General features: G+C 65.7%; 19 protein-coding genes and 1 tRNA gene. 4 read left to right on the top strand and 16 right to left on the bottom strand.

Annotated features, from left to right (window positions below):
- Positions 1-16: 16 nt before the first annotated feature.
- The gene (locus CG51_RS04715) at positions 17-958 is read right to left on the bottom strand and encodes an ABC transporter substrate-binding protein (RefSeq protein ID WP_051930049.1); all 942 of its coding nucleotides are present in this window, start codon (positions 956-958) and stop codon (positions 17-19) included.
- A gap of 281 nt (positions 959-1,239) precedes the next feature.
- Here CG51_RS04715 and CG51_RS04710 point away from each other — a divergent pair, with 281 nt between their 5' ends.
- From CG51_RS04710 to CG51_RS04695, 4 genes are all read left to right on the top strand, one after another.
- Entirely contained in the window at positions 1,240-2,811 is a 1,572-nt protein-coding gene (locus tag CG51_RS04710) for a fatty acyl-CoA synthetase (protein ID WP_035742481.1), read from the top strand.
- 124 nt (positions 2,812-2,935) lie between these two features.
- Positions 2,936-4,690 carry a monovalent cation:proton antiporter-2 (CPA2) family protein gene (locus tag CG51_RS04705; protein WP_035742479.1) on the top strand — a complete coding sequence of 585 codons (1,755 nt, stop codon included), beginning with the start codon at positions 2,936-2,938 and terminating at the stop codon, positions 4,688-4,690.
- A gap of 77 nt (positions 4,691-4,767) precedes the next feature.
- A complete protein-coding gene (locus CG51_RS04700) occupies positions 4,768-5,121 on the top strand; it encodes a DUF1428 domain-containing protein (protein ID WP_035742469.1) in 354 nt (117 codons plus the stop codon).
- Between the two features lie 125 nt (positions 5,122-5,246).
- Positions 5,247-5,321: transfer RNA gene (locus CG51_RS04695), tRNA-Gly, on the top strand.
- Positions 5,322-5,449: 128 nt separating this feature from the next.
- Here CG51_RS04695 and CG51_RS04690 read toward each other — a convergent pair.
- The 15 genes from CG51_RS04690 to hslO form a co-directional block, all read right to left on the bottom strand.
- Positions 5,450-6,232 carry a methyltransferase domain-containing protein gene (locus CG51_RS04690; protein ID WP_332888838.1) on the bottom strand — a complete coding sequence of 261 codons (783 nt, stop codon included), beginning with the start codon at positions 6,230-6,232 and terminating at the stop codon, positions 5,450-5,452.
- Positions 6,229-7,230: a magnesium transporter CorA family protein gene (locus CG51_RS04685; protein ID WP_035742920.1), complete on the bottom strand. Its 1,002-nt coding sequence runs from the start codon at positions 7,228-7,230 to the stop codon at positions 6,229-6,231. The genes CG51_RS04690 and CG51_RS04685 overlap by 4 nt, the downstream gene beginning before the upstream one ends.
- Before the next feature lie 96 nt (positions 7,231-7,326).
- On the bottom strand, positions 7,327-9,234 hold the full coding sequence (ftsH, locus tag CG51_RS04680; RefSeq protein WP_035742463.1) for an ATP-dependent zinc metalloprotease FtsH: 1,908 nt from the start codon (positions 9,232-9,234) through the stop codon (positions 7,327-7,329).
- A gap of 87 nt (positions 9,235-9,321) precedes the next feature.
- Positions 9,322-10,587, bottom strand: coding sequence for a tRNA lysidine(34) synthetase TilS (tilS, locus tag CG51_RS04675; RefSeq protein WP_051930047.1), 1,266 nt, complete (start codon positions 10,585-10,587; stop codon positions 9,322-9,324).
- Positions 10,578-11,411, bottom strand: a complete 834-nt coding sequence (ybgF, locus tag CG51_RS04670) for a tol-pal system protein YbgF (RefSeq protein WP_051930046.1) — start codon at positions 11,409-11,411, stop codon at positions 10,578-10,580. The genes tilS and ybgF overlap by 10 nt, the downstream gene beginning before the upstream one ends.
- A 10-nt stretch (positions 11,412-11,421) precedes the next feature.
- On the bottom strand, positions 11,422-11,985 hold the full coding sequence (gene pal, locus CG51_RS04665) for a peptidoglycan-associated lipoprotein Pal (RefSeq protein ID WP_035742460.1): 564 nt from the start codon (positions 11,983-11,985) through the stop codon (positions 11,422-11,424).
- Between the two features lie 117 nt (positions 11,986-12,102).
- Complete coding sequence (gene tolB, locus CG51_RS04660) at positions 12,103-13,440, bottom strand: Tol-Pal system beta propeller repeat protein TolB (RefSeq protein WP_035742457.1); 1,338 nt, start codon at positions 13,438-13,440, stop codon at positions 12,103-12,105.
- On the bottom strand, positions 13,437-14,756 hold the full coding sequence (locus CG51_RS04655) for a hypothetical protein (RefSeq protein WP_051930045.1): 1,320 nt from the start codon (positions 14,754-14,756) through the stop codon (positions 13,437-13,439). Before CG51_RS04655 ends, tolB begins: the two co-directional genes overlap by 4 nt.
- 7 nt (positions 14,757-14,763) lie before the next feature.
- Positions 14,764-15,249, bottom strand: a complete 486-nt coding sequence (gene tolR / locus CG51_RS04650; RefSeq protein WP_035742454.1) for a protein TolR — start codon at positions 15,247-15,249, stop codon at positions 14,764-14,766.
- Positions 15,250-15,252: 3 nt separating this feature from the next.
- Positions 15,253-15,957 (bottom strand): protein TolQ, encoded by a 705-nt coding sequence (gene tolQ, locus CG51_RS04645; RefSeq protein WP_035742452.1) that lies wholly within the window; start codon positions 15,955-15,957, stop codon positions 15,253-15,255.
- A gap of 114 nt (positions 15,958-16,071) precedes the next feature.
- Positions 16,072-16,485 (bottom strand): tol-pal system-associated acyl-CoA thioesterase, encoded by a 414-nt coding sequence (gene ybgC, locus CG51_RS04640; RefSeq protein WP_035742450.1) that lies wholly within the window; start codon positions 16,483-16,485, stop codon positions 16,072-16,074.
- Positions 16,482-17,096: a hypothetical protein gene (locus CG51_RS04635; protein WP_035742448.1), complete on the bottom strand. Its 615-nt coding sequence runs from the start codon at positions 17,094-17,096 to the stop codon at positions 16,482-16,484. Before CG51_RS04635 ends, ybgC begins: the two co-directional genes overlap by 4 nt.
- 67 nt (positions 17,097-17,163) lie before the next feature.
- Positions 17,164-18,294, bottom strand: coding sequence for a CCA tRNA nucleotidyltransferase (locus tag CG51_RS04630; protein WP_035742447.1), 1,131 nt, complete (start codon positions 18,292-18,294; stop codon positions 17,164-17,166).
- Entirely contained in the window at positions 18,284-18,928 is a 645-nt protein-coding gene (locus CG51_RS04625; protein ID WP_084695036.1) for a CoA pyrophosphatase, read from the bottom strand. The genes CG51_RS04630 and CG51_RS04625 overlap by 11 nt, the downstream gene beginning before the upstream one ends.
- The gene (hslO, locus tag CG51_RS04620) at positions 18,918-19,940 is read right to left on the bottom strand and encodes an Hsp33 family molecular chaperone HslO (protein WP_035742445.1); all 1,023 of its coding nucleotides are present in this window, start codon (positions 19,938-19,940) and stop codon (positions 18,918-18,920) included. Before hslO ends, CG51_RS04625 begins: the two co-directional genes overlap by 11 nt.
- Between the last annotated feature and the right edge of the window lie 2 nt (positions 19,941-19,942).

Raw genomic sequence — 19,942 nt, 5'->3', positions numbered from 1 at the left:
CCGCCCGATCGTCGTGCTACTGGATGAACTGTGTGTCGATCAGTGCGGCCACGTCCGGTTCGGACTTCAGCAGGCCCATCTCCACCATCAGTTTCCCGGCCTTACCCGCGAAATCGAGGTATTCGCCCGAGAAGAAGGTCTTGGCCGCCGCCAAATCCTGCCATTCGAGATACTGGGCCGAGCCCTTGAACTGCTCTGCCGTCTGGTTCACGTCGGCACCCATGATACCGAAGGACTTCTCCGGCTCCGCCTTGATGAGGTCGAGCGCCTCCTGATAGCTTTTCGCCAGCGCCTTTGCGGCCTCCGGGTTCTTCGACAGGAAATCGGGGGTGCAGCCGAAGGTATCCATCACGGCGGGGTAGTCGATCGTCGTGGCGATGATCTTGCCCGCATCCTTTGCCTCCCGCACGGAGGAGAGGTAGGGCTCATAGGTCATCGCCGCGTCGTTCTGCCCGGCGATGAAGGCCTGCGCCGCCGGTCCCGGCTCCAGATTCACCACGCGCACGTCCGACATCTTCAGCCCGTTTTCATTGAGGATCCAGGCAAGGAAGAAATAAGGCGAGGTGCCGGGGGCAGAGGCGGCGATCGTCTTGCCCTTCAGGTCGGCAATCTTCTCTACATTGCTGCGCACCACCATCCCGTCGGCGCCATGCGATTTGTCGAGCTGGAAGATCTGCTTGGCAGGGACGCCGTTCGCGCTCCACACCAGCCAGGTTTCCACCGTGGTCGCCGCGCAATGAATGTCACCCGACGCCATGGCGAGGCCCCGGCTGGCCTGCGGGATCTTCTTCAGCGACACGTCGAGCCCGTTCTTCTCGAAGATCCCGGCTTCCTTGGCAAGCGTGAGAGGCGCGAAGCCTGTCCAGCCGGAAAGCCCGATCGTAACGGGAGTGGCGGCCCCTGCCGCGCTGGAGATCAGACCCAGCGCCAAAGCGCCGAGAAGCGTTCTGACAATCATCTTTTTCACCCTGTTCAGTAGTCTTTTGCGTAGAGGACGCATGAAAGCTGCTTTTGTCTATACAAATTCACCAGATGATCGCGGAAAAATGGGGCATCGCCCAACAATTGAGCAATCGTGCTCAGTCGGCTCGCGCCCGGCTCACGAGGAGGAAGCAATACGAGCCAAGTGATCATGCGACTGCGCCGCTACTTGCGGGTATCCCCAAGACTCGACAGGATGGCAGCGGAGGAGGGTGCGCGACGGAGACCCCAAGGGGACGCGCGCCAGAGGAGGAAGATATGACCGAAGATACCCGTGTCGGAGCGCTCGCCCGGCGCAACACGATCTACGACGCGTTCCGCCGCTCGGCCCGCCGGAATAAAGAACGGCTCGCCTTGAGTTTCGGCACGCGACGCTGGAACTATGACGAGCTGCTGCGCGCGGTGGACGCGACCGCGAGCGCGCTGATCGCTGCGGGACTGTCGCACGGGGAACGGGTCGCGGCGTTCGGGCGCAATTCCGATGCCTACCTCATCCTTTGGCTCGCCTGCGCGCGGGCGGGGCTGGTGCATGTTCCCATCAACTATTCGCTGACCGGGCCGGAGTTGGAGTACCTGCTCCGCCAATCCGGCGCCACGGCACTGTTCCATGATCCGGCGCTGGCGCCGCTGGCCACGGAGATCGCGAAAACGGCCGGCATCCAGCTCGTGGGAACGCTGTACGGTGGCCATGGGTTCGACGTACTGACAGCCGCCTCCGGCCCGTCGGATCCAAGGCTCGACCTGCTCCCGGTGGATGAGAACGACCTCGTTCAGCTCCTCTACACATCGGGAACCACGGCCGCTCCAAAGGGTGCGATGATGACGCATCGGGCGCTTCTGTCGGAATACATGGCCTGCGCGCTGGAACTCGACCTCAAGCGGGAGGATCGGGCACTGGCAGCACTGCCGCTCTACCATTCGGCGCAGATGCACGTGTTCACCATGCCGCAACTGCTGCTCGGCGCCTCCACCCTGCTGATCGAGACACCCGCCGCGGAGACGGTCCTGCGGTTGTGCGAGGAGGAAGCCATCACCTCCTTCTTCGCACCACCCACCGTCTGGATCAGCCTGCTCCGCCACCCGGATTTCGACAAACGGAACCTCTCCAGCCTCGCCAAGCTGTATTACGGCGCGTCGATCATGCCGGTACCGGTCTTGCAGGAACTGCGTGCGCGGCTGCCGGGATCGGGAGCCTACAACTGCTATGGCCAGAGCGAGATCGCTCCGCTTGCCACCGTCCTGCGACCGGAGGACCACGATACCCGCCCCGCCTCTGCCGGCAGGCCCGCGATGACGGTCGAAACCCGCGTGGTGGACGAGGCCATGAACGACGTGCCCCCCGGCACCCACGGCGAAATCGTGCATCGCTCACCCCAGCTTCTGATTGGCTATTGGGACAAGCCGGAAGCGACGGAGGAAGCCTTTGCGGGCGGCTGGTTCCATAGTGGCGACATCGGCTATTTCGACGACGAAGGGTTTCTTTATGTCGTTGACCGAGTGAAGGACGTCATCAAGACCGGCGGCACCATGGTGGCGAGCCGCGAGGTGGAGGAGGCGATCTTCAAGCACCACGCCATCTCGGAAGTCGCGGTGGTCGGCCTGCCGCACGAGCGGTGGATCGAAGCGGTGACGGCCATCGTCGTCTTCCGCCCCGGCATGACGGCGACAGAGGAGGAGCTGATCGACTTCTGTCGTTCCCGTCTGGCGCCGTTCAAGCTGCCGAAGCGCGTCGTCGTGCGCACCGACATCCCCCGGAACAGCGCGGGCAAGCTGCTCAAGCGGGAACTCCGCAATGAATACGCCCGGTTGAATGCAGAGACGGCGGATTGATGGATTGAGGGCCGTCAGGCGGCGGGAAGGGCCGCCCGAGGCCCTCGCCCTCAATCAGACCATATGGCGATAGCCTTTTTGCATTCCCGCGCTACTCCTTCCTAAAGAGCGCGCGGAGGATTGCATGGAAGGTGAAACCGCCAGTCACGGCTTTGACATGCTTCAGCTCGTGGCTCTGCTTGCCGGGGCGGTCATTGCCGTACCACTGTTCAAACGTCTGGGCCTTGGCTCTGTGCTGGGCTACCTCGCTGCCGGACTTGTTGTCGGCCCCTATGGGCTGGGGCTGTTCCACGATCCGCAGGCCATCATTCACGTGGCGGAGCTGGGCGTCGTCATCTTCCTGTTCGTCATCGGGCTGGAGATGCAGCCCTCCCGCCTCTGGTCGATGCGGGGGGATATCTTCGGAATTGGCGCGACGCAGGTTCTGGTCTGCATCGCGCTCCTGACATGCGTCGGCCTGTCGCTGGGGTATTCGCTGGCGGAGAGCTTCGTGGCGGGCACGGGCTTTGTGCTCACATCTACTGCCATCGTGATGCAGATGTTGGAGGAGCGGAGGCAACTTGGTCTCCCCTCCGGGCGCAGGATCGTAGCTGTGCTGCTGCTGGAAGATCTCGCGATCGTCCCGCTTCTCGCCATTGTCGCCTTCATCGCCCCCGGCGGTGGAGAAGAGGTGACGCTGGCGCACCGCCTCACCTCCGTCCTGATAGGTCTGGCGGCCATCGGCGGGTTAGTCGTGGCAGGATTGTGGCTGCTCGATCCGCTTTTTTCGCTGCTCGCGCGCTCCAAGGCGCGGGAGGTGATGACGGCGGCGGCGCTGCTGGTGGTGCTTGGCGCGGGGCTCGCGATGGAATGGGCGGGCCTGTCGATGGCGATGGGTGCATTTCTGGCCGGGGTGCTGCTCTCCGAATCGTCGTTTAGGCATCAGCTGGAAGCCGATGTGGAGCCGTTCCGTGGCATTCTGCTCGGCCTGTTCTTCCTCGGTGTCGGCATGGCGCTGGATCTCAAGGTGATCGCAGCGAATGTCGGCCTGATTGCCATCTGCGTCACGGGATACATGATCCTGAAGATGGCGGGCATCTATGCCGTGGCCAAGCTGTTCCGCGCCAGCAACCGAGAAGCGTTCGAGCGTGCGGTGCTCATGGCGCAGGGCGGGGAGTTTGCCTTCGTCCTCTATGCCGCCGCAACGAGCGCGGGGATCTTCACCGGAGAGGAAAACGCCATCCTCACCGCGATGATTATCGTCTCAATGGCCCTGACGCCGATCCTCGTCATCATTCACGATCGTCTGACCCCGCCCGAAACCCCCTCGATGGACGGCGTGGAGGCGGTCAGCAATCAAAGCGCAAGCGTTCTACTGGTCGGATTCGGCCGCTTCGGCCAGATCGCCAGCCAGCCGCTTCTGGGTCAGCTTTGTTCGATCACCATCATCGACATCGATCCCGATGCGATCCGCAGCGCGGCGGAATACGGCTTCAAGGTACATTACGGTGACGGCTCCCGACTCGACATCCTGCATGCGGCGGGCGCGGGCGATGCAAAGCTCGTCCTTATCGCGATAGACGACAAGACGGCAGCAGTGAAGGCGGTCGAGTTGATGAAGTCGGAATTTCCGCATGTCCCCGTGCTCGCCCGAGCCTGGGACCGTGAACACGTGCTGGACCTCGTCCACGCCGGGGTGGACTGGCAGATCCGCGAAACCATGGAATCCGCCTTCGTGATGGCGGAGGAAGCGCTCCGCCGCATGGACAACGATGAGGACACGATCCGCGATCTCGTCGCCAGTATCCGGCAGCGCGACAGGGAACGGTTGGAGCAGGAGATCAGCGGGGGAATCTTCGCCGGGCGTGATCTGCTGATCGGCAACATGAAACAGAATTGACGCGCTCGGCTTCTCACCCGCGTTGCGCCTTCATTGGCGCGCGCTAGTCTTTCTCCAAGGGAAGTTGGAGATGCCGGATGTATGTGGACGGTTTCGTCGTCCCGGTCAAAAAGAACCGGATGGAGGATTACCGCAAGCTCGCCGATCTGGCCGGTTCGCTCTGGACGGAACATGGCGCGCTGAGCGTGGTGGAGGCAAAGGGCGATGATATCGCCTCGGGACCTTTCACATCCTTTCCGCGGGCGGTGCTGCTGGCCGATGACGAGGTGGTGTTTTTCTCATGGATCACCTTTCGCGACAGGGCGCATCGCGACGCCGTCAATGAAAAGGTCATGTTAGATCCCCGTCTGTCCTCCGACGTGGAAGACCCGCCCTTCAGCATGGACAGAATGATTTATGGCGGCTTCGAAGTGGTCGTCCGCCGGCCCTGACCACGCGCCGCTCCCCGCCTCAATCCCTGCCCCGCTCGGCGGCTAAAAGGGAATTCGCAGAAATCTTCGTTTTTAGTCTTGCGGGTCCCAGCACGGTTGGATAAATGACCCTCACCCAGAAGGAAGCGGGCGTAGCTCAGGGGTAGAGCACAACCTTGCCAAGGTTGGGGTCGTGGGTTCGAATCCCATCGCCCGCTCCAAATTTATCTGTCAAGTCGATCAGAAAACTCCCCTCCCGGGGGAGCTTTGGCATGTCCTGCCGCTTCTGCTGTACTCCTTCGGCGGGAGAGGTTTCGGAAGCCAGCATCGCCCCGGGATACGGGCGGGATCACAGGATCCCGCGCCGAAGGACGAAGAACAATCGCAGAAACGGAAACAACACCGTTCCATCCGGCTCCTGCGGGTAGGACGGAGAGATTGCTGATTCATAGGCCGCGATGAAATCCGCCTGCTCGGCCGCCGTCAGCCTGTCCAGCACCGGCCGCATCGCGGTGGAACTGGTGAACAGCCGCACCGGGTGCCCCTCCGCCGAATGTTGCAGCCGCTGGACGTATTCCGTCTCCCAGGCGTTGATCTCCCCCTCGGGCTCCAGGAGCCGGACATAACCGGTCGCGGGGCGGAGCGTCGTGCGGAATGCGTCCGGGTCACAGAACCGATCGGGGTAAAGCGCGGCGGCGACCTCCCGGATCAGCCGATGCGAGGGGGCGGCCTCCTGCCGCGGCATCTGCACTGCCAGAACGCCATAAGGCTCCAACAGCGCGACGAGATGCGGCATCAACGTGTCGTGGTCCGGCAGCCACTGCAGCAGCGCGTTGGAAAAGATGAGGGCGGGCGGCGTATCCGGTCGCCAGGTGGCTGCATCCGCCTCGATCAGGTCGGCATAGATGCCCGCCTCCGCGGCCTTGGCCAGCATGGCCGGCGAACTGTCCACGCCGACGATCCGCCGTCCCGGAAAGCGGGCAGCGAGCGCGGGCCCCGCCGCTCCGCTGCCGCAGCCAAGGTCGATCACGTCGCCTTCGGGCAGGCGCGGCACCTGCGCCATCAGGTCCAGCGCAGGCCGCAGCCGCAAATCGGCAAACCGGTGGTAAAGCTCGGGATTCCAGTCGTTCACAGCCAACCCCTTTTCCTGAAATACAGATATGGTGCGACGGAGGAGACGATCATCAGCAAGATCACCACGTAATACGCGCCCTCCCAATGCAACTCCGGCATGAAATCGAAGTTCATCCCATAGATCGATGCGATCAGCGTCGGCGGCATGAAAACCAGCGACATGACGGAGAAAATCTTGATGATACCCGTCTGTTCGATGTTGATCTTGCCAAGGGTGGAATCCAGCAGAAACGTGATGCGTCGGGCCTGCCGCTCCACGTGATCCGACACGGATTGGAGGTCTCGCCCCAGCGTCTTCAGCCGGAGTTTCGCGTCCTTCTTCGCATCTATCTTCGGCAGCGCGCTCATCGCCGTTACCACGCGGTTCAGCGTGACGATGGAGGCCATGATCTTGCCGTTCAGATCCTCGGCCCGCCCGATACGCTCCACCAGCATGTCGAGCGTCTCGTCCGGGGCACCATCGTCGGGAAGCGAATCGAACAGCCTCGCCCCAATGAGGTCGAGCCCCGTGCCCGCCTCCTCCGCGATATCGGCAAGACGGTCGACGATGGCTTCGAACAGACCGAGCAACACGCTGTTCCCATTGGCGCAGGGCGCATCGCCGCGCTCCGCCCAGTTGGTGTACATCTGAAAAGAGCGGGGTTCGTGGTAACGGACCGTCACCAGGTGCAAGCCAACCAGAATGAAGGTCACCGGCATCGACAGGAACACGTCCTGCTGCGCGGGATCACCGGTCCCCTGTGCGGGCCGGGAAAGCACGTTCGCCGTCATGAACAGCGCCCCGTCTTCATGATAGAAGCGGGAGGAGGCCTCGATCTCATTCATGTCGGCCCGCGTCGGGATGGAGATGCCGAGCGCTGCTTCAAGCGCCTGCTCCTCCTCGCGGGTCGGTTGATACAGGTCTATCCAGACCGCAGCCTCCACAGGAAGCGGCACGGCAGGATCTATGTCGAGCGGTTTGAGCTGGCCAGCCGTCTGACCGAAAAGTTTGATCATGGCCTCCTCCTGGGAGCTGGAGACAAGAAAACGCCCCGGAGCGGCCATGGCTCCGGGGCGTCTATGATCTGGCTCAATCCGCGCGCCGCTTCAAGGTCAGGCGGAGGGTTCCGGTTCAAGACCCGACGGTTTCGGTCGGGGCGTCTTCGGAATCGCCGTCACGCTGGGCGGCAGTCCGCTCGGCGGTGCGTCGTCATCATTACCGCGGCTGAGGGGCTCGCCCGCGATGACCTTGCGGATTTCGTCCCCCGTGAGGGTCTCATATTCCAGAAGGCCCTGCGCAAGCCGATGCAGATCCTCGTTCTTCTCGGTCAAAATCGTGCGGGCACGGTCAAAGCCCTCGTCAACGATGCGGCGGACTTCTGCGTCGATCTTCTCCTGTGTCTCGGGAGAATGGGTCGTGCCGCCCGAATAGTTGCCGAGATAGCTTTGCTGCTCGTTGGCATAGTCGATATTGCCGAGCTCGTCCGACATGCCGAACTGCGTGACCATCGCCCGCGCGATTCGGGAGGCCTGCTGAATGTCGGAGGTCGCGCCAGAGGTGACATTTTCCCGCCCGAAGATCAGCTCCTCTGCCACCTTGCCACCCATCGCCATGGCGATCTTGGACTTGTACTTCGTCATGGTGACGGAGAGCGTATCCCGCTCCGGCAGCGACAGCACCAGCCCCAGCGCGCGGCCGCGCGGGATGATCGTCGCCTTGTGGATCGGGTCATGCTGCGGGACGTTCAGTCCGACGATGGCATGGCCGGCTTCGTGATAGGCGGTCAGCTTCTTCTCGTCCTCGGTCATGACCATGGAGCGGCGTTCCGCGCCCATCATCACCTTGTCCTTGGCATTCTCGAAATCTTCCATCGTCACGAAGCGTCGGCCCACACGGGCTGCCATCAGCGCTGCCTCGTTCACCAGGTTGGCCAGATCGGCACCCGAGAAGCCAGGCGTTCCCCGTGCAATGATGCGCAGATCCACGTCGGGACCAAGCGGCACCTTGCGGGCATGGACGGAGAGAATCTTCTCCCGCCCCTTGATGTCGGGGTTCGGTACCTGGATCTGGCGGTCGAACCGGCCGGGGCGCAGCAGCGCCGGGTCCAGCACGTCGGGCCGGTTGGTGGCCGCAACGATGATGATGCCCTCGTTCGCCTCGAACCCGTCCATCTCGACCAGAAGCTGGTTCAGCGTCTGCTCGCGCTCATCGTTTCCGCCGCCGTAACCCACACCGCGGGAACGGCCGACCGCGTCGATCTCATCGATGAAGACGATGCAGGGGGCGTTCTTCTTGGCCTGCTCGAACATGTCGCGCACGCGGGACGCACCCACACCCACGAACATCTCGACGAAGTCGGAGCCGGAGATGGTGAAGAAGGGCACGCCCGCCTCCCCGGCGATGGCGCGCGCAAGCAGCGTCTTGCCGGTGCCGGGGGGGCCGACAAGCAGGGCGCCTTTGGGGATCTTGCCGCCGAGACGTGAGAACTTCTGCGGGTTCCGCAGGAATTCCACAATCTCCTCCAGTTCTTCCTTGGCTTCGTCGATGCCGGCAACGTCGTCAAAGGTCACGCGGCCATGCTTTTCAGTCAGCAGCTTCGCGCGCGATTTGCCGAAACCCATCGCACCCCCGCGACCGCCCCCCTGCATCCGGTTCATGAAGAAGATCCAGATACCGATCAGCACAAGGAACGGCAGCCACAGCGACAGAAGCGACAGGAAGCCCGACTGCTCCTGCGGCTCCACCTTCACGCTGACATTCCTGGCGATCAGCTTGTCGGCGACATTCGCGCCCTGCGGCTGAATGGTGACATATTGCTGACCGTCCTTATCACGGAAAAGGATCCGCTCACCGTCGATGGTGACGTTGCTGATGCCGCCGTTGTCGATCTGCTCGATGAAATCCGAATAGGCCACCGTGCGGGAGGCCATGGTGGACTGACCGCCGCTGAACAGGTTGAAAAGCGCCAGGATCAGAAGGAACAGGACGACCCAGAACGCAATGTTGCGCGCGTTACCCACGAGATACTCCCCTTGATACGCGTCAACCCGGGAAAAGTCCGGGCTCACGCGCTGCTACCCCCTAAGATAGAGAATCCGGGGGGAGGTTCAATGCGGGATGAGGGAGGAATGGAACGCGTCCTCTCCTCCCACCAGCTCCGCACGCCATGCGCCACCCGGTTCCAGCACCGGCACCGCGATGAGTCGCTGGCCTTGCCAGAGGGCGGGTTGGGCAAGAAGCGTGCGGCGCGGCAGGCCACTTTCCCGCCAGCGTGGCCGTTGTAAGAGGCCGGCAGAGCCCAGCGCGCCGATTTCCAACTCATCACAATCGGGGCCAAAAACCCGCCAGCGATGATCCCAGACGCCCGGCGCGGCGCGGCGCAGCCCCAGGACTGCTCTCGGCTCGCGCCCGATTCGTGCGACACCGTGCCGCTCCGCTACAAGGCATCCGTGCAGGGTGCCGCCCGCTCCCCTTGCGAGATCCGCCAAGAGCCGGTCCAGCGCCGCCCGGCGAGGGCGGTATTCCGCCGACGACACCCAGCAGAGCGCGGCGGAAAGCAGGCGGGCGCGAATCTCCACCGGTTCGGCCGCCAGCCCCGCGAGATCGACGAGCACATCCCCCGCCTCCACCCGAAGAAGCAGCCGCGCGGCAAGCGCCGCCTGGACCGCGAGCGCATCCCGCGCCTCGGCAAGCCGCGCGGCCGTGTCGGAGAGACGCTCCACCGTCAGTCCAAGCGCGCCGAGCGCTGGCAGCGCCTGACGCATGCGCACACGATCATAGCGTGGATCGGCATTGCTGGGATCCTCGGCCCAGCCTAGGCCCTGGGTCCGCAGCAGGTCCCGCAGCACCTCGCGACGGACGCCGAGCAATGGGCGGAGCCAGAGCAACCCGCCCTCCTGCCGCGCCTCCCGCATCGCCGAAAGCCCATCGACCCCGGAACCCCGGGCGAGGCGCAGCAGAAATGTCTCCGCCTGATCGTCAGCGGTATGGGCGATGAGGACCGCCCCCAGCTCCTGCTCCGCCGCCCATGCTGAAAGCAGCCGTCGGCGGGCGCGGCGAGCGGCATCCTGCAGATTTCCGCGGCCGTCCCAGCCCTGCCAGTGGAGGGTGTCATGCGAAAGGCCAAGCCGTGACGCGAAAGCGGCAACTTCCGCCGCCTCCTTTGCCGCCTCCGGGCGCAATCCGTGGTCGACCGTGGCCAGGCGCAGTGTCACGCCCCGGTCCCGCGCCCAGCGATGCGCGATCCAGGTCAGCGCCATGGAATCCCCCCCACCCGATACGGCAAGACCCAGCGAGGGCATCGAGGAGGGGTATCGCGCCGGAAGAAGCCTCGCCATCGCACTGGCAAAGGCCTCCTCTGGCATCAGTTGCATTGGAGCTTCTGCATCGCGGTGGACGCCTGAGCCACGGCAGGCGTATCGGGATAGAGCATGGAAACCTGCGACAGCGTGGTGCAGGCATCATTGGTCTGTCCCAGATCGCCAAGGCTGGTACCGAGCTTCAGCAGCGATTCCGACGCCCGCTCACCACGCGGCCAGCCGGAATAGCTCTCCAGATAGGCCTTGGCGGCGCCGAGCGTATCGCCATCCGCGGCGAGCGCCTCGCCGCGGTAGTAATGTGCCTCGCCCGTCAGTGCGCCCGCCGGGTAGGATTCGGTAAAGGCGGTGAAGAGACCCGCGGCGGTGCGAAAGTCACGTTGATCGAGCACCGCCCGGGCCCGATCGAAATCCGCCTGCTCGCCCACGGCCTTCTGCGCCGCTGCGGAAGCGCGCGCGGGAGTGGATGTCTTGGGCGCATTCTGCGAGGGGGCCGCCCCCCCGCCGCCCAGCGGGGCCACGGCCCCGGCTGCCGTGGGGTCGCCCCCCTCAAGCTCCGTCAGCCGGAACTCAAGGTCGCCGATGCGGTTCGCCGCATCGTCAGCCATCTTGCCGATCCGGTGGCCAAGCTCCTCTGTACGATTGGTCAGGCGCTGAAGCTCCGCCTCGATGAGATCGAGCCGCTGGAGGGTCGTGCCGCTGATCCGCAGCCCGCCCTGCCCGGCGGAGGCGATCATCTCCGAGCGGAGGGACTGGACCTCCGACGACAGGCTGTTCACCTCCTTGCGGATATCGGCCAACGTCTCCTGCCGGTTCTGCGCTCCCGCGGCGATCGGAAGCGCCAGACCCGTGCACAGGACGATAAGACGCAGACTGAGCATCACTGTCGCCTCAGCTTCCCGCGCCGGAGGCGAGGACGGTCACAGCACGACGGTTCTGTGCAAAGCAGCTTTCATCGGGACAGGTAGCGACGGGGCGTTCCTTGCCATAGCTCACCGTCCGCATCCGGCTGGGCGCGATCCCTTGGGAGATCAGGTATTCCTGCACCGCATTCGCCCGCCGCGCGCCAAGCGCGAGGTTGTATTCCCGCGTGCCCTGTTCGTCGGCATGGCCTTCGATGGTGATGCGGTATTCGGGGTTGGTGGCAAGCCAGCGTGCCTGCCCGTCGAGGATCGTGCGGGCCTGCGGCGAAACCGTGGACTGATCGACAAGGAACAGCACCCGATCCCCGACCGTCTGGTTGAAATAGGCGATGGAACGCGGATTGGACGCATCCCCGATGCCCGATGTCCCGATGCCATCGGCCCCATAGCCGCCTGCACCGCCAGCGCCGCCGACACCCCCGGCACCGCCTGCACCGTAGCCGCCAGCGCCGGTCGCATATTTGTCCGGGTTGTTACATGCGGCGAGCGCAAGGCCCGCCACCAGAAGAAGTGCTGTCGTTGCGAATTTCATTTCTGTCCCCGTCCTCGCTTGAGGCTGTTTAACATGCCGCAGCCGTTGTGGAAACGCCGCGCGGCCCGGTGTCCGTTCACGTTCGCGCCTGCCCGCCCGCGGCGGGCCGACGGGCCGTCATTTCATCAGCGGCGACCAGGCGGGGTCGGAGGCGGAGCCGTTCACCGGCACCCGCTTCAGGTTCCGGCCCGAAATGTCCACGGAGAACAGCTGCGACTGGCCACCGGCCCCCGCGCCTTCACGGGTGAACATGATGACACGCCCGTTCGGCGACCATGTCGGCCCCTCGTCCAGATAGGAGGCGGTGAGCAGCCGCTCCTCCGACCCGTCGGTGCGCATCACGCCGATATGGAAGCGGCCCGCGTTCTGCTTGGTAAAGGCGATGAGGTCGCCGCGCGGCGACCAGACCGGCGTACCGTAGCGCCCCTCGCCAAAGGAAATCCGCCGTGCCTCGCCGCCGTTCGCGCCCATGATGTAAAGCTGCTGCGAGCCGGAGCGGTCGCTCTCGAACACGATCTGCCGCCCATCGGGCGAGAAGCTGGGCGCGGTTTCGATGGCGGGGGTGGATGTGAGCTGTGTCCGCCGCCCGGACGCGATGTCGAGCGCGTAGATATCCGTATTCCCCCCCTGCGAAAGCGAGAAGATCACCCTCTGACCATCGGGCGAGAAGCGCGGCGCGAAGGTCATCGTGCCCGGCTGATCGTCGAGCGCGCGGCGGCTGCCGCTGGCCACGTCCATGATGTAGATGCGCGGGAAGCCGGATTCGTAGGAGGTGTAGAGCACCCTGTCGCCCGAGGGAGAGAAGCGGGGCGCGAGCACGATGGCCCGCCCGTCGGACAGGAAGCCCATGCTGGCCCCGTCGTAATCCGCGACGGCAAGCCGCTTGACCCGCGCGTCCTTCGGCCCGCTTTCGGAGACGAACACCACCCGGCTGTCGAAATACGGCCCCTCGCCGGTGATGCGGGAATAGACCTGATCGGCGACCTTGTGCGCCATCCTCCGCCAGCCCTGCTGGCTTCCGGTGAACTGCAGCCCCTCGCCCAGCGGCTGGCCGGAAAATACGTCGAACAGGCGGAATTTCACCGTGACGCGCCCGCCCTCGACCGACACGGCCCCGGTGATGAGCGCCTGCGCGTTGATCGCCCTCCAGTCCTGATACTGTACCGGGCTGTCGAAAGAGGTCACGCGCGAGATGTAGGCGGAGGGAGGTATTTCCCGGAACAGCCCCGTTCCCACCAGATCCGCCGCCACGACCCGGGAAATGTCGGCGGCAAGCTGCTGCGCGCCGCCGTTCGCCGCGATGAACGGGGGAATGGCGAAGGGCAGAGGTTCGATCACCCCGTCGGTGATCTCGATCCTCAGCGGCCCGTTCTGCGCCGGGGCAACCGTTGCGGTCGCGGCGAGGCAGGCGAGCGCGATCGCCGTCGCGCCAAGGGCTGTCCGCAGCACTTTCATTTTATCCTCATGCTCTCCGGGTTGAACACCATTTCGATGTCCCGCCACTGTTCGTATTTCTCGGTCGGCAACGGAAAGCCTTTGGCTCCGCAGCGGAGGATGGCCCGCCGCGCGGCCTCATAGGCCTGCCGCGCGGCGGTCTCCGAACCGCCCTCATAACCGATCATGCGCACGGAGCCGCTCTCCGGGATGCCGGTCTGTGCCATTTTTACGCCGAGTGTGACCGTGACGTTCTGCGACTCGGAGGAAAGCGAGCCGACGTTCCAGCAGGATTGCACCGCAACGCGGAGCGCATCCTTCTCCCCGGAGGTCATGGGCGGGCCGGAAGGCGCAGAGCCCCGTCCCCCGGTGCCGCTCCCAGATGCGCTGGAGGTGCCGCCCGCAACGGCGGCAGCCACGGCATCCGCTATCGCGTCCGAAGCGTCGTGCTTCGGCGCCTCCGCTTTTCTGGGCTCTTTCGTCGCCTCCTTTTTCGGGGGTTCCCGGGCGGGCTCCGCGGGCTTCGGCGGTTCCTTCCTGGTTTCCTTGGGCGCATCCGGCTTGGAGACGGGTTTCGGCGGCTGCGGCTTCTTCTCCGGCTCGACCGCGGCGGTTTCCACCGGTTTCATCTCGGGCTTCTGCTTCTCCGGCCGGTTCCGGGGCGGGGCGGCGGAGGCGGGCGCGGCGGGTTTCGGAGCCGCAGCTTCGTTCGCCACCTCTGTCGCCTCCGTCACGACGCGGGTTGTCGCCTCCTCGGGCGCGGTGGCCTCCTGCGCTTCCTTGGCCTCCTTGGGCGGCGCGGGCGCATCGGCGCGCACGGCCTCCTGCCGCGTCTCGGCGGTCTTGGCTTCGGGGGGCGGCGCTTCGGTCGGCGTGGGGGCCACGCGGCTCATCGGGCGCTGCTTGGGCCGCTCGGACACTTTCGGCGCGGGCGGCGTTTCCTGCGCCGGGGGCCGGTTCGAGATCGGGGAGCCGAGCACCACCACGCCCTCCGGCGCAGTTTCCGGCGGCGGTTCGGCGGGTCGCACGGCGGCGGGAGACGGCGCGGGCGCGGGCGGCGGGGCCTCGGCAGCGGGTTCAGGCCTTGTCTCGGGCCTTGTCTCGGGCCGGGTCACGGGGGGGGCGGAGGTGGCGGGCGCCTCGCTCGCCACGGAAGGCGCCGGCGCGGCGGCGACCATGGCGTCGTATTCCTCGCTGGAAATGATCGACACATCCGCGACCTGCGGCGTCATCGGGCTTTCCGGCGTTGAAAAGAATCCGCCCAGCATCACCCAGCCGATCAGGCCGATATGGCCGATCGCCGAAACCTTGGTGCCGGTATCCAACCGCTCGAACATGCCGGACCTAGTTCGCCGCCCGTCGGCCGCCGAAGGCCGGGCCACCCGAATCGGTCACCAGCCCGATGTTGGAAAATCCGCCCGCGTTCAGCGCGCCCATCACTTGCACGACCCGCTCATACGGGATGGAGCCATCGGCCCGCAGAAAGACCTTGTTGTCCCGCCGCTCCGCCGCGATGGCCTGCAGCTTCGGTAGCAGCTCCTCTTCCGGCGTCATGGTGTTCTGGATCGCAAGCCCCCCATCAGCGGTGAGCGTGACGGTCAACGGCTCCTCCTGCTCCTGTGGGAGAGCGGCGGCGGCGGTCTGCGGAAGCTGCACGGGCACCCCCACCGTCAGCATCGGCGCGGCCACCATGAAGATAATGAGCAGCACGAGCATCACGTCCACAAAAGGCGTGACGTTGATTTCGGACATGGCACCCGAGCGGCCCCGGCCGCGGCGTCTGCCCCGGCGCTTGCCGCCACCGCCACCCGGCATGACCCCTGCCCCCATCGCTCAGGCCGCCTGCGCGTCGAGCTGGCGGGACAGGATCGTGGCGAATTCATCGGCGAAAGCCTCATATCCGCCGAGTATCCGGTCACTGTCCGCGCTGAGCTTGTTGTAGAAGATCACCGCCGGAACAGCGGCGACGAGGCCGATTGCGGTGGCCAGCAGCGCCTCCGCGATCCCCGGCGCCACGACGGCGAGGTTGGTGTTCTGCGCGATCGCGATCTGCTCGAAGGCGTGCTTGATCCCCCAGACGGTGCCGAACAGCCCGACGAAGGTCGCAGTCGCGCCGACCGTGGCAAGGAAGGACAGTCCCGAGGTGAGCGATTCCGCTTCCTTCGCGATGGCGACATCCATGGACCGGTCGATCCGCGCCTGTGCGCCGGGGATCAGCACCCCGTCCTGCCGGTGGGAACGGCGCCACTCCAGCATTCCGGCGGCGAAGATGCGCTCAGATGCCCCCTGCGGATTGGGCCCGATCCGGTCGTAAAGCTCGTCGAGCGGCTCACCTGACCAGAAAGCCCGGTCGAACTCCGCCGCCTCCGCCCGCGCGGCGCGATACATCAGGAACTTGCGCACGATGATCGCCCAAGACCAGAAGGAGGCGAAAAGCAGCGCCAGCATCACCAGCTGCACCACGATCGTGGCGCGGGCAAAGAGCGCAAGCACGGAGAAGTCGATCTCCTGCGCCATGGCGAGGGTTTGGGTTTCCATCACTGTCCTGCTCGTCTGGGTTTTTTTGGCCGCGTCGTTCCGCGCGGTTGTCGATTACACCGATTCTACCGCGAATGCAGGCAAATTGCCAACACAGGCGCGTGATTTGGCATGTCAGCCCGGCTTATCGACGGCCATATGGCTCAAGGCCGCGCGCAACCCGGCCGGGAGCCGCACCGGACGCCCCGCCGCGCCGAGGCAGACAAGCCGAACGCGGGCGGTGAAAAGCGCCTCCGTGCCTCTCAGGACGGTCTGGTGAAGATGCAGGCTCGCCCCTTCCAGCCGGTCGAGCCGCGTCTCCACCACCAGTTCGTCATCAAATACGGCGGGCTTCAGGAAATCGTTCTCCATCCAGCGGACGGCAAAGACCGTGCCCGTCTCCGCCTTCATCCGGCGCTGGTCGATGCCCAGCGAGCGGACCCATTCGCTCCGCGCACGCTCTATGAACTTCAGGTAATTGGCGTGATAGACGATGCCACCGAAATCGGTGTCCTCATAATAGACGCGGAGGGCGAAGAGATGCCTCATACCGCCACCCGCGCGGCGAGCCGGAGCGCATGAGAAGGGTCGCTGGCGGCAACCGGCATCACCGGATCATAGGCCGCGCGGATCACGCCCGCGATCTCGGGGCGGAGCACTGCATGGCCTGCAGCCAGAACCAGCGGCCCCTTCGGAAAGGCGCCTTCCGCCCAGAGCAGCATCAGACGCGCCATCTCGTTCAGCGCCAGCGTCTCTGCGGGAATATCCGCCAGCGCGCCCTCTATACGCAGGACAGAAACGGCAGCTCGGATCGCGCCGTCTGCCTCGAAACGGAAAGCCCGGTAGTGATGCGCGTCCTCCGCCGACAACCGCTCCACAAGCCGCCCGAGGTCGGGCAGCAGGCCATCCAGATCGGGCACCGCCAGCAACTCGCTCCACTCGCGACAGAAGAACACGAACAGGTTCGCGCCCATATCCAGATCAGTTTCCGCCATGCGGTGCCGGGCAAGCAGTACCACGGCCTCCACCGCCCCCTTGAAGGCGGCGAGCGTCGCATCGTCCACCCCGAAGACGACTGGCACGATCGGCCTGTTCCACCGGGCAAAGCGGTAACTGCCGTCTTGATGTGTGAACAGGCGCGCAACCGCGTCCGGGGTCATCGGGCGTCTCCCTTGCTGGCGGCGGGCATAGGCGGAAGCGTGCGGCTTCGCAAGCGGTCCGAAAGCGTCAGTCCGCCAGCAAATCGCGCCGGTCGAGGGTGAAGCCGCTGGCGATCCAGCGATCCCGCAGCTCTGCGAGCCGCTGGCCGAGCGCGGGGCCGGTCAGCGGGGCGAGGTCCACGGCACGGACGGGGAAATCGGCGACCTCTCCCCGCGCGGCCTCCTCCAGCCATCCCTCCGGGAGCGGCGTCCCGACGCTCGCCGACCGGACGAGGCCGATATCCCGCGCCGCGGCCGCGCCATGATGATAGCCGATCGCACCCGGCAGGCCCTCCGCCTCGCGCAGCAGGCGCAGTCGGCGGGCCTCCTCTCTCGTCAGGCGCAACCCCTCCGTCTCACCGCCCAGCACCGCCAGACGCCGGAGCCAGTCGGGCGGCAGCGCCCCCTCCAGATGGACGAGCGGGGCGAGTGCACGGGGATCGGCGCCTGGCAGCACCTGAGCCAGAACACCGGCCGCCGCCATGCTGGCCACGGCGGGTGCGGGGTCGGGCGCGGCAAGCAGGCGGCGAAGCTCCATCGTCACCCGCTCCCGCGACAGGGTCGAAAGCCCCCCGGCCAGAGCGGCACACGCAGCCAGTCCCTCCGGGTCCGGCCCGTCGGCGCCATAGCGTGCGAAGAAGCGGAAGAAGCGAAGGATACGCAGATAGTCCTCGCGGATCCGCGCCTCCGGATCACCCACGAACCGCACGCGGCCCGCCTGCAGGTCAGGAAGACCGCCCAGCGGGTCGATGACCTCCCCTTCCCGCGTGGCATAAAGAGCGTTCATGGTGAAATCCCGCCGCGCCGCATCCTCGGCCAGATCGGTGGAGAAGGCCACGCGGGCATGGCGCCCGTCTGTCTCCTCATCGCGGCGGAAGGTCGTCACCTCGTGGCCGATCCCGCCGGAAACAACGGTGATCGTGCCGTGGTCGATCCCTGTCGGCACGGCGCGCAGCCCCGCGGCCTCCGCAGCGGCAGAGGTTGCCTCGGGGGCCGCGTCGGTGGCCATGTCCACATCGGTGACCGGCAGGCCCATGAGCGCATTGCGCACACAGCCGCCCACAGCCAGAATGCGATGCCCCCGATCCTCCAGCGCGGCGAAGACCGCCTGCGTCTCCGGACGGGCGAGCCATGCGCCAGAAATCCGGTCAGCGGTCATTTCCGGCCTCCATCCGTCGCGCAAGCGCCATGAGCATCCGCGCCGTGGCCCCCCAGATGTAGTAGGGCCCGTAGGGGATCACGTAGTAGCTGCGGAATTCGTTGCGCCAGCGGCGCTTCTCGATCCGGTAGAGACGCGGATCTGCAAGGCGGGACAGCGGCACGGTGAACACCTCCTCCACCTCGCCGGGTTCCGGGCGGGCAACGAAGGGCGCGCGGATCTCGCCCACGACCGGATGGACCCGGTATCCGGTGACCGTCTCATGCACCGGCAGATGACCGAGAATCGCCACGCTGGCGGGTGGAAGCCCGATCTCCTCCTCCGCCTCGCGAAGCGCGGCAGAGGGGGCATCGGCATCGCCGGGGTCGATCTTGCCGCCCGGAAAGGCGATCTGGCCGGGATGATGCGCAAGGTGGGAGGACCGCTTGGTCAGAATGACCTCCAGTCCTGCCGGACGGTGGAGCAGCGGGATCAACACTGCTGCCTCACGCAGACGCCGCCCTTCGGGCAGCACGACCTGCGGGTTGAGGTCGAAATCGCTGGACACCTCCGGCAGATCGACGGAGAGGGCGAACCGCACCCGGCCCAGCGGGTCGGATGCGGCGGGAAAAGACGCGGTCGCCTCAGCGGTCATTCTTGCCGTCGCTGCCAGCGACGTCCTCTGGCGTGATTTCCGCCTCGAAGCCCAGTGTCCGGGGATCGAACTCGTAATGCGCGCCGCAGAACTGGCAGTCGGCAGTCACGATTCCTTCGGGCGTGGTCATGTGGCGGATGTCCTTGGCCGAATAGATCGACAGGCTCTGGCGGACACGATCCTCGGAGCAGGTGCAGCCGAACTTCACCGGCTGGGCGTCATAGACGCGCGGGCCTTCCTCGTGGAAGAGGCGCACCAGAAGGTCGGTCGGATGCACGCTCGGCCCCACCAGCTCCATGTCCTCGACCGTGTCGAGCAGATAGTTGGCGCGGCTCCAGTTCTCCTCCTCATCCCCGTCGAGTATGTCCACGGGGCGCAGCAGGCCGCCCTCTCCCGATCCGCCGTCCTTGGCGAAGGGAGAGCTTTTCGGCATGTGCTGGAGCATGACGCCGCCGGCGCGCCAGCGTTCGGGAGCGCCCGGAAGCCGGCTGCGCCCGAAGGTCACGGAAAACCGCGTCGGCAACTGCTCCGACTGGGCGAAATACGTCTCCGCACAGGCAGCGAGCGACCCGCCGGCGATGGGCGTAATCCCCTGATAGGGGGTGGTGCCCGGCCCTTGGTCGATCAGGATGGCAAAGTAGCCCTTGCCGATCTGGCTGAAGGGATCGACATTCTCCTGCAGCCGCTCTGCATCGTAACTCGCATAGGCGCGGATGCGGGCGGGCATGCCGTCCTCCGTCGGCGCGTAGTAGTCGGTCGCGATGAGCCGCGCCGGACCGTCACCACGGATCTGGAGGGAGAGCTTCCAGCGCAGCTTTATCGTCTGGCCGATCATTGCGGTCAGCATCACCGCCTCGGCCACCAGCGCCTCTATGGAGGCGGGATAGTCGTGCTGCTTCAGAACATCGTCGAGCACCCCGTCGAGCCGGGCGACCCGGCCGCGGATGTCCGAGCGGTCAAGTTGAAACGGAAGGACGGTATCGTCCCAGGCGATCTGAGATCCAAGAGTCATGG

The sequence above is a fragment of the Haematobacter missouriensis genome (assembly GCF_000740775.1).
Lineage (GTDB): Bacteria > Pseudomonadota > Alphaproteobacteria > Rhodobacterales > Rhodobacteraceae > Haematobacter > Haematobacter missouriensis.
The sequence above is the reverse complement of the archived record's forward strand: the minus strand, read 5'-3'. Positions and strand labels throughout refer to the sequence as shown.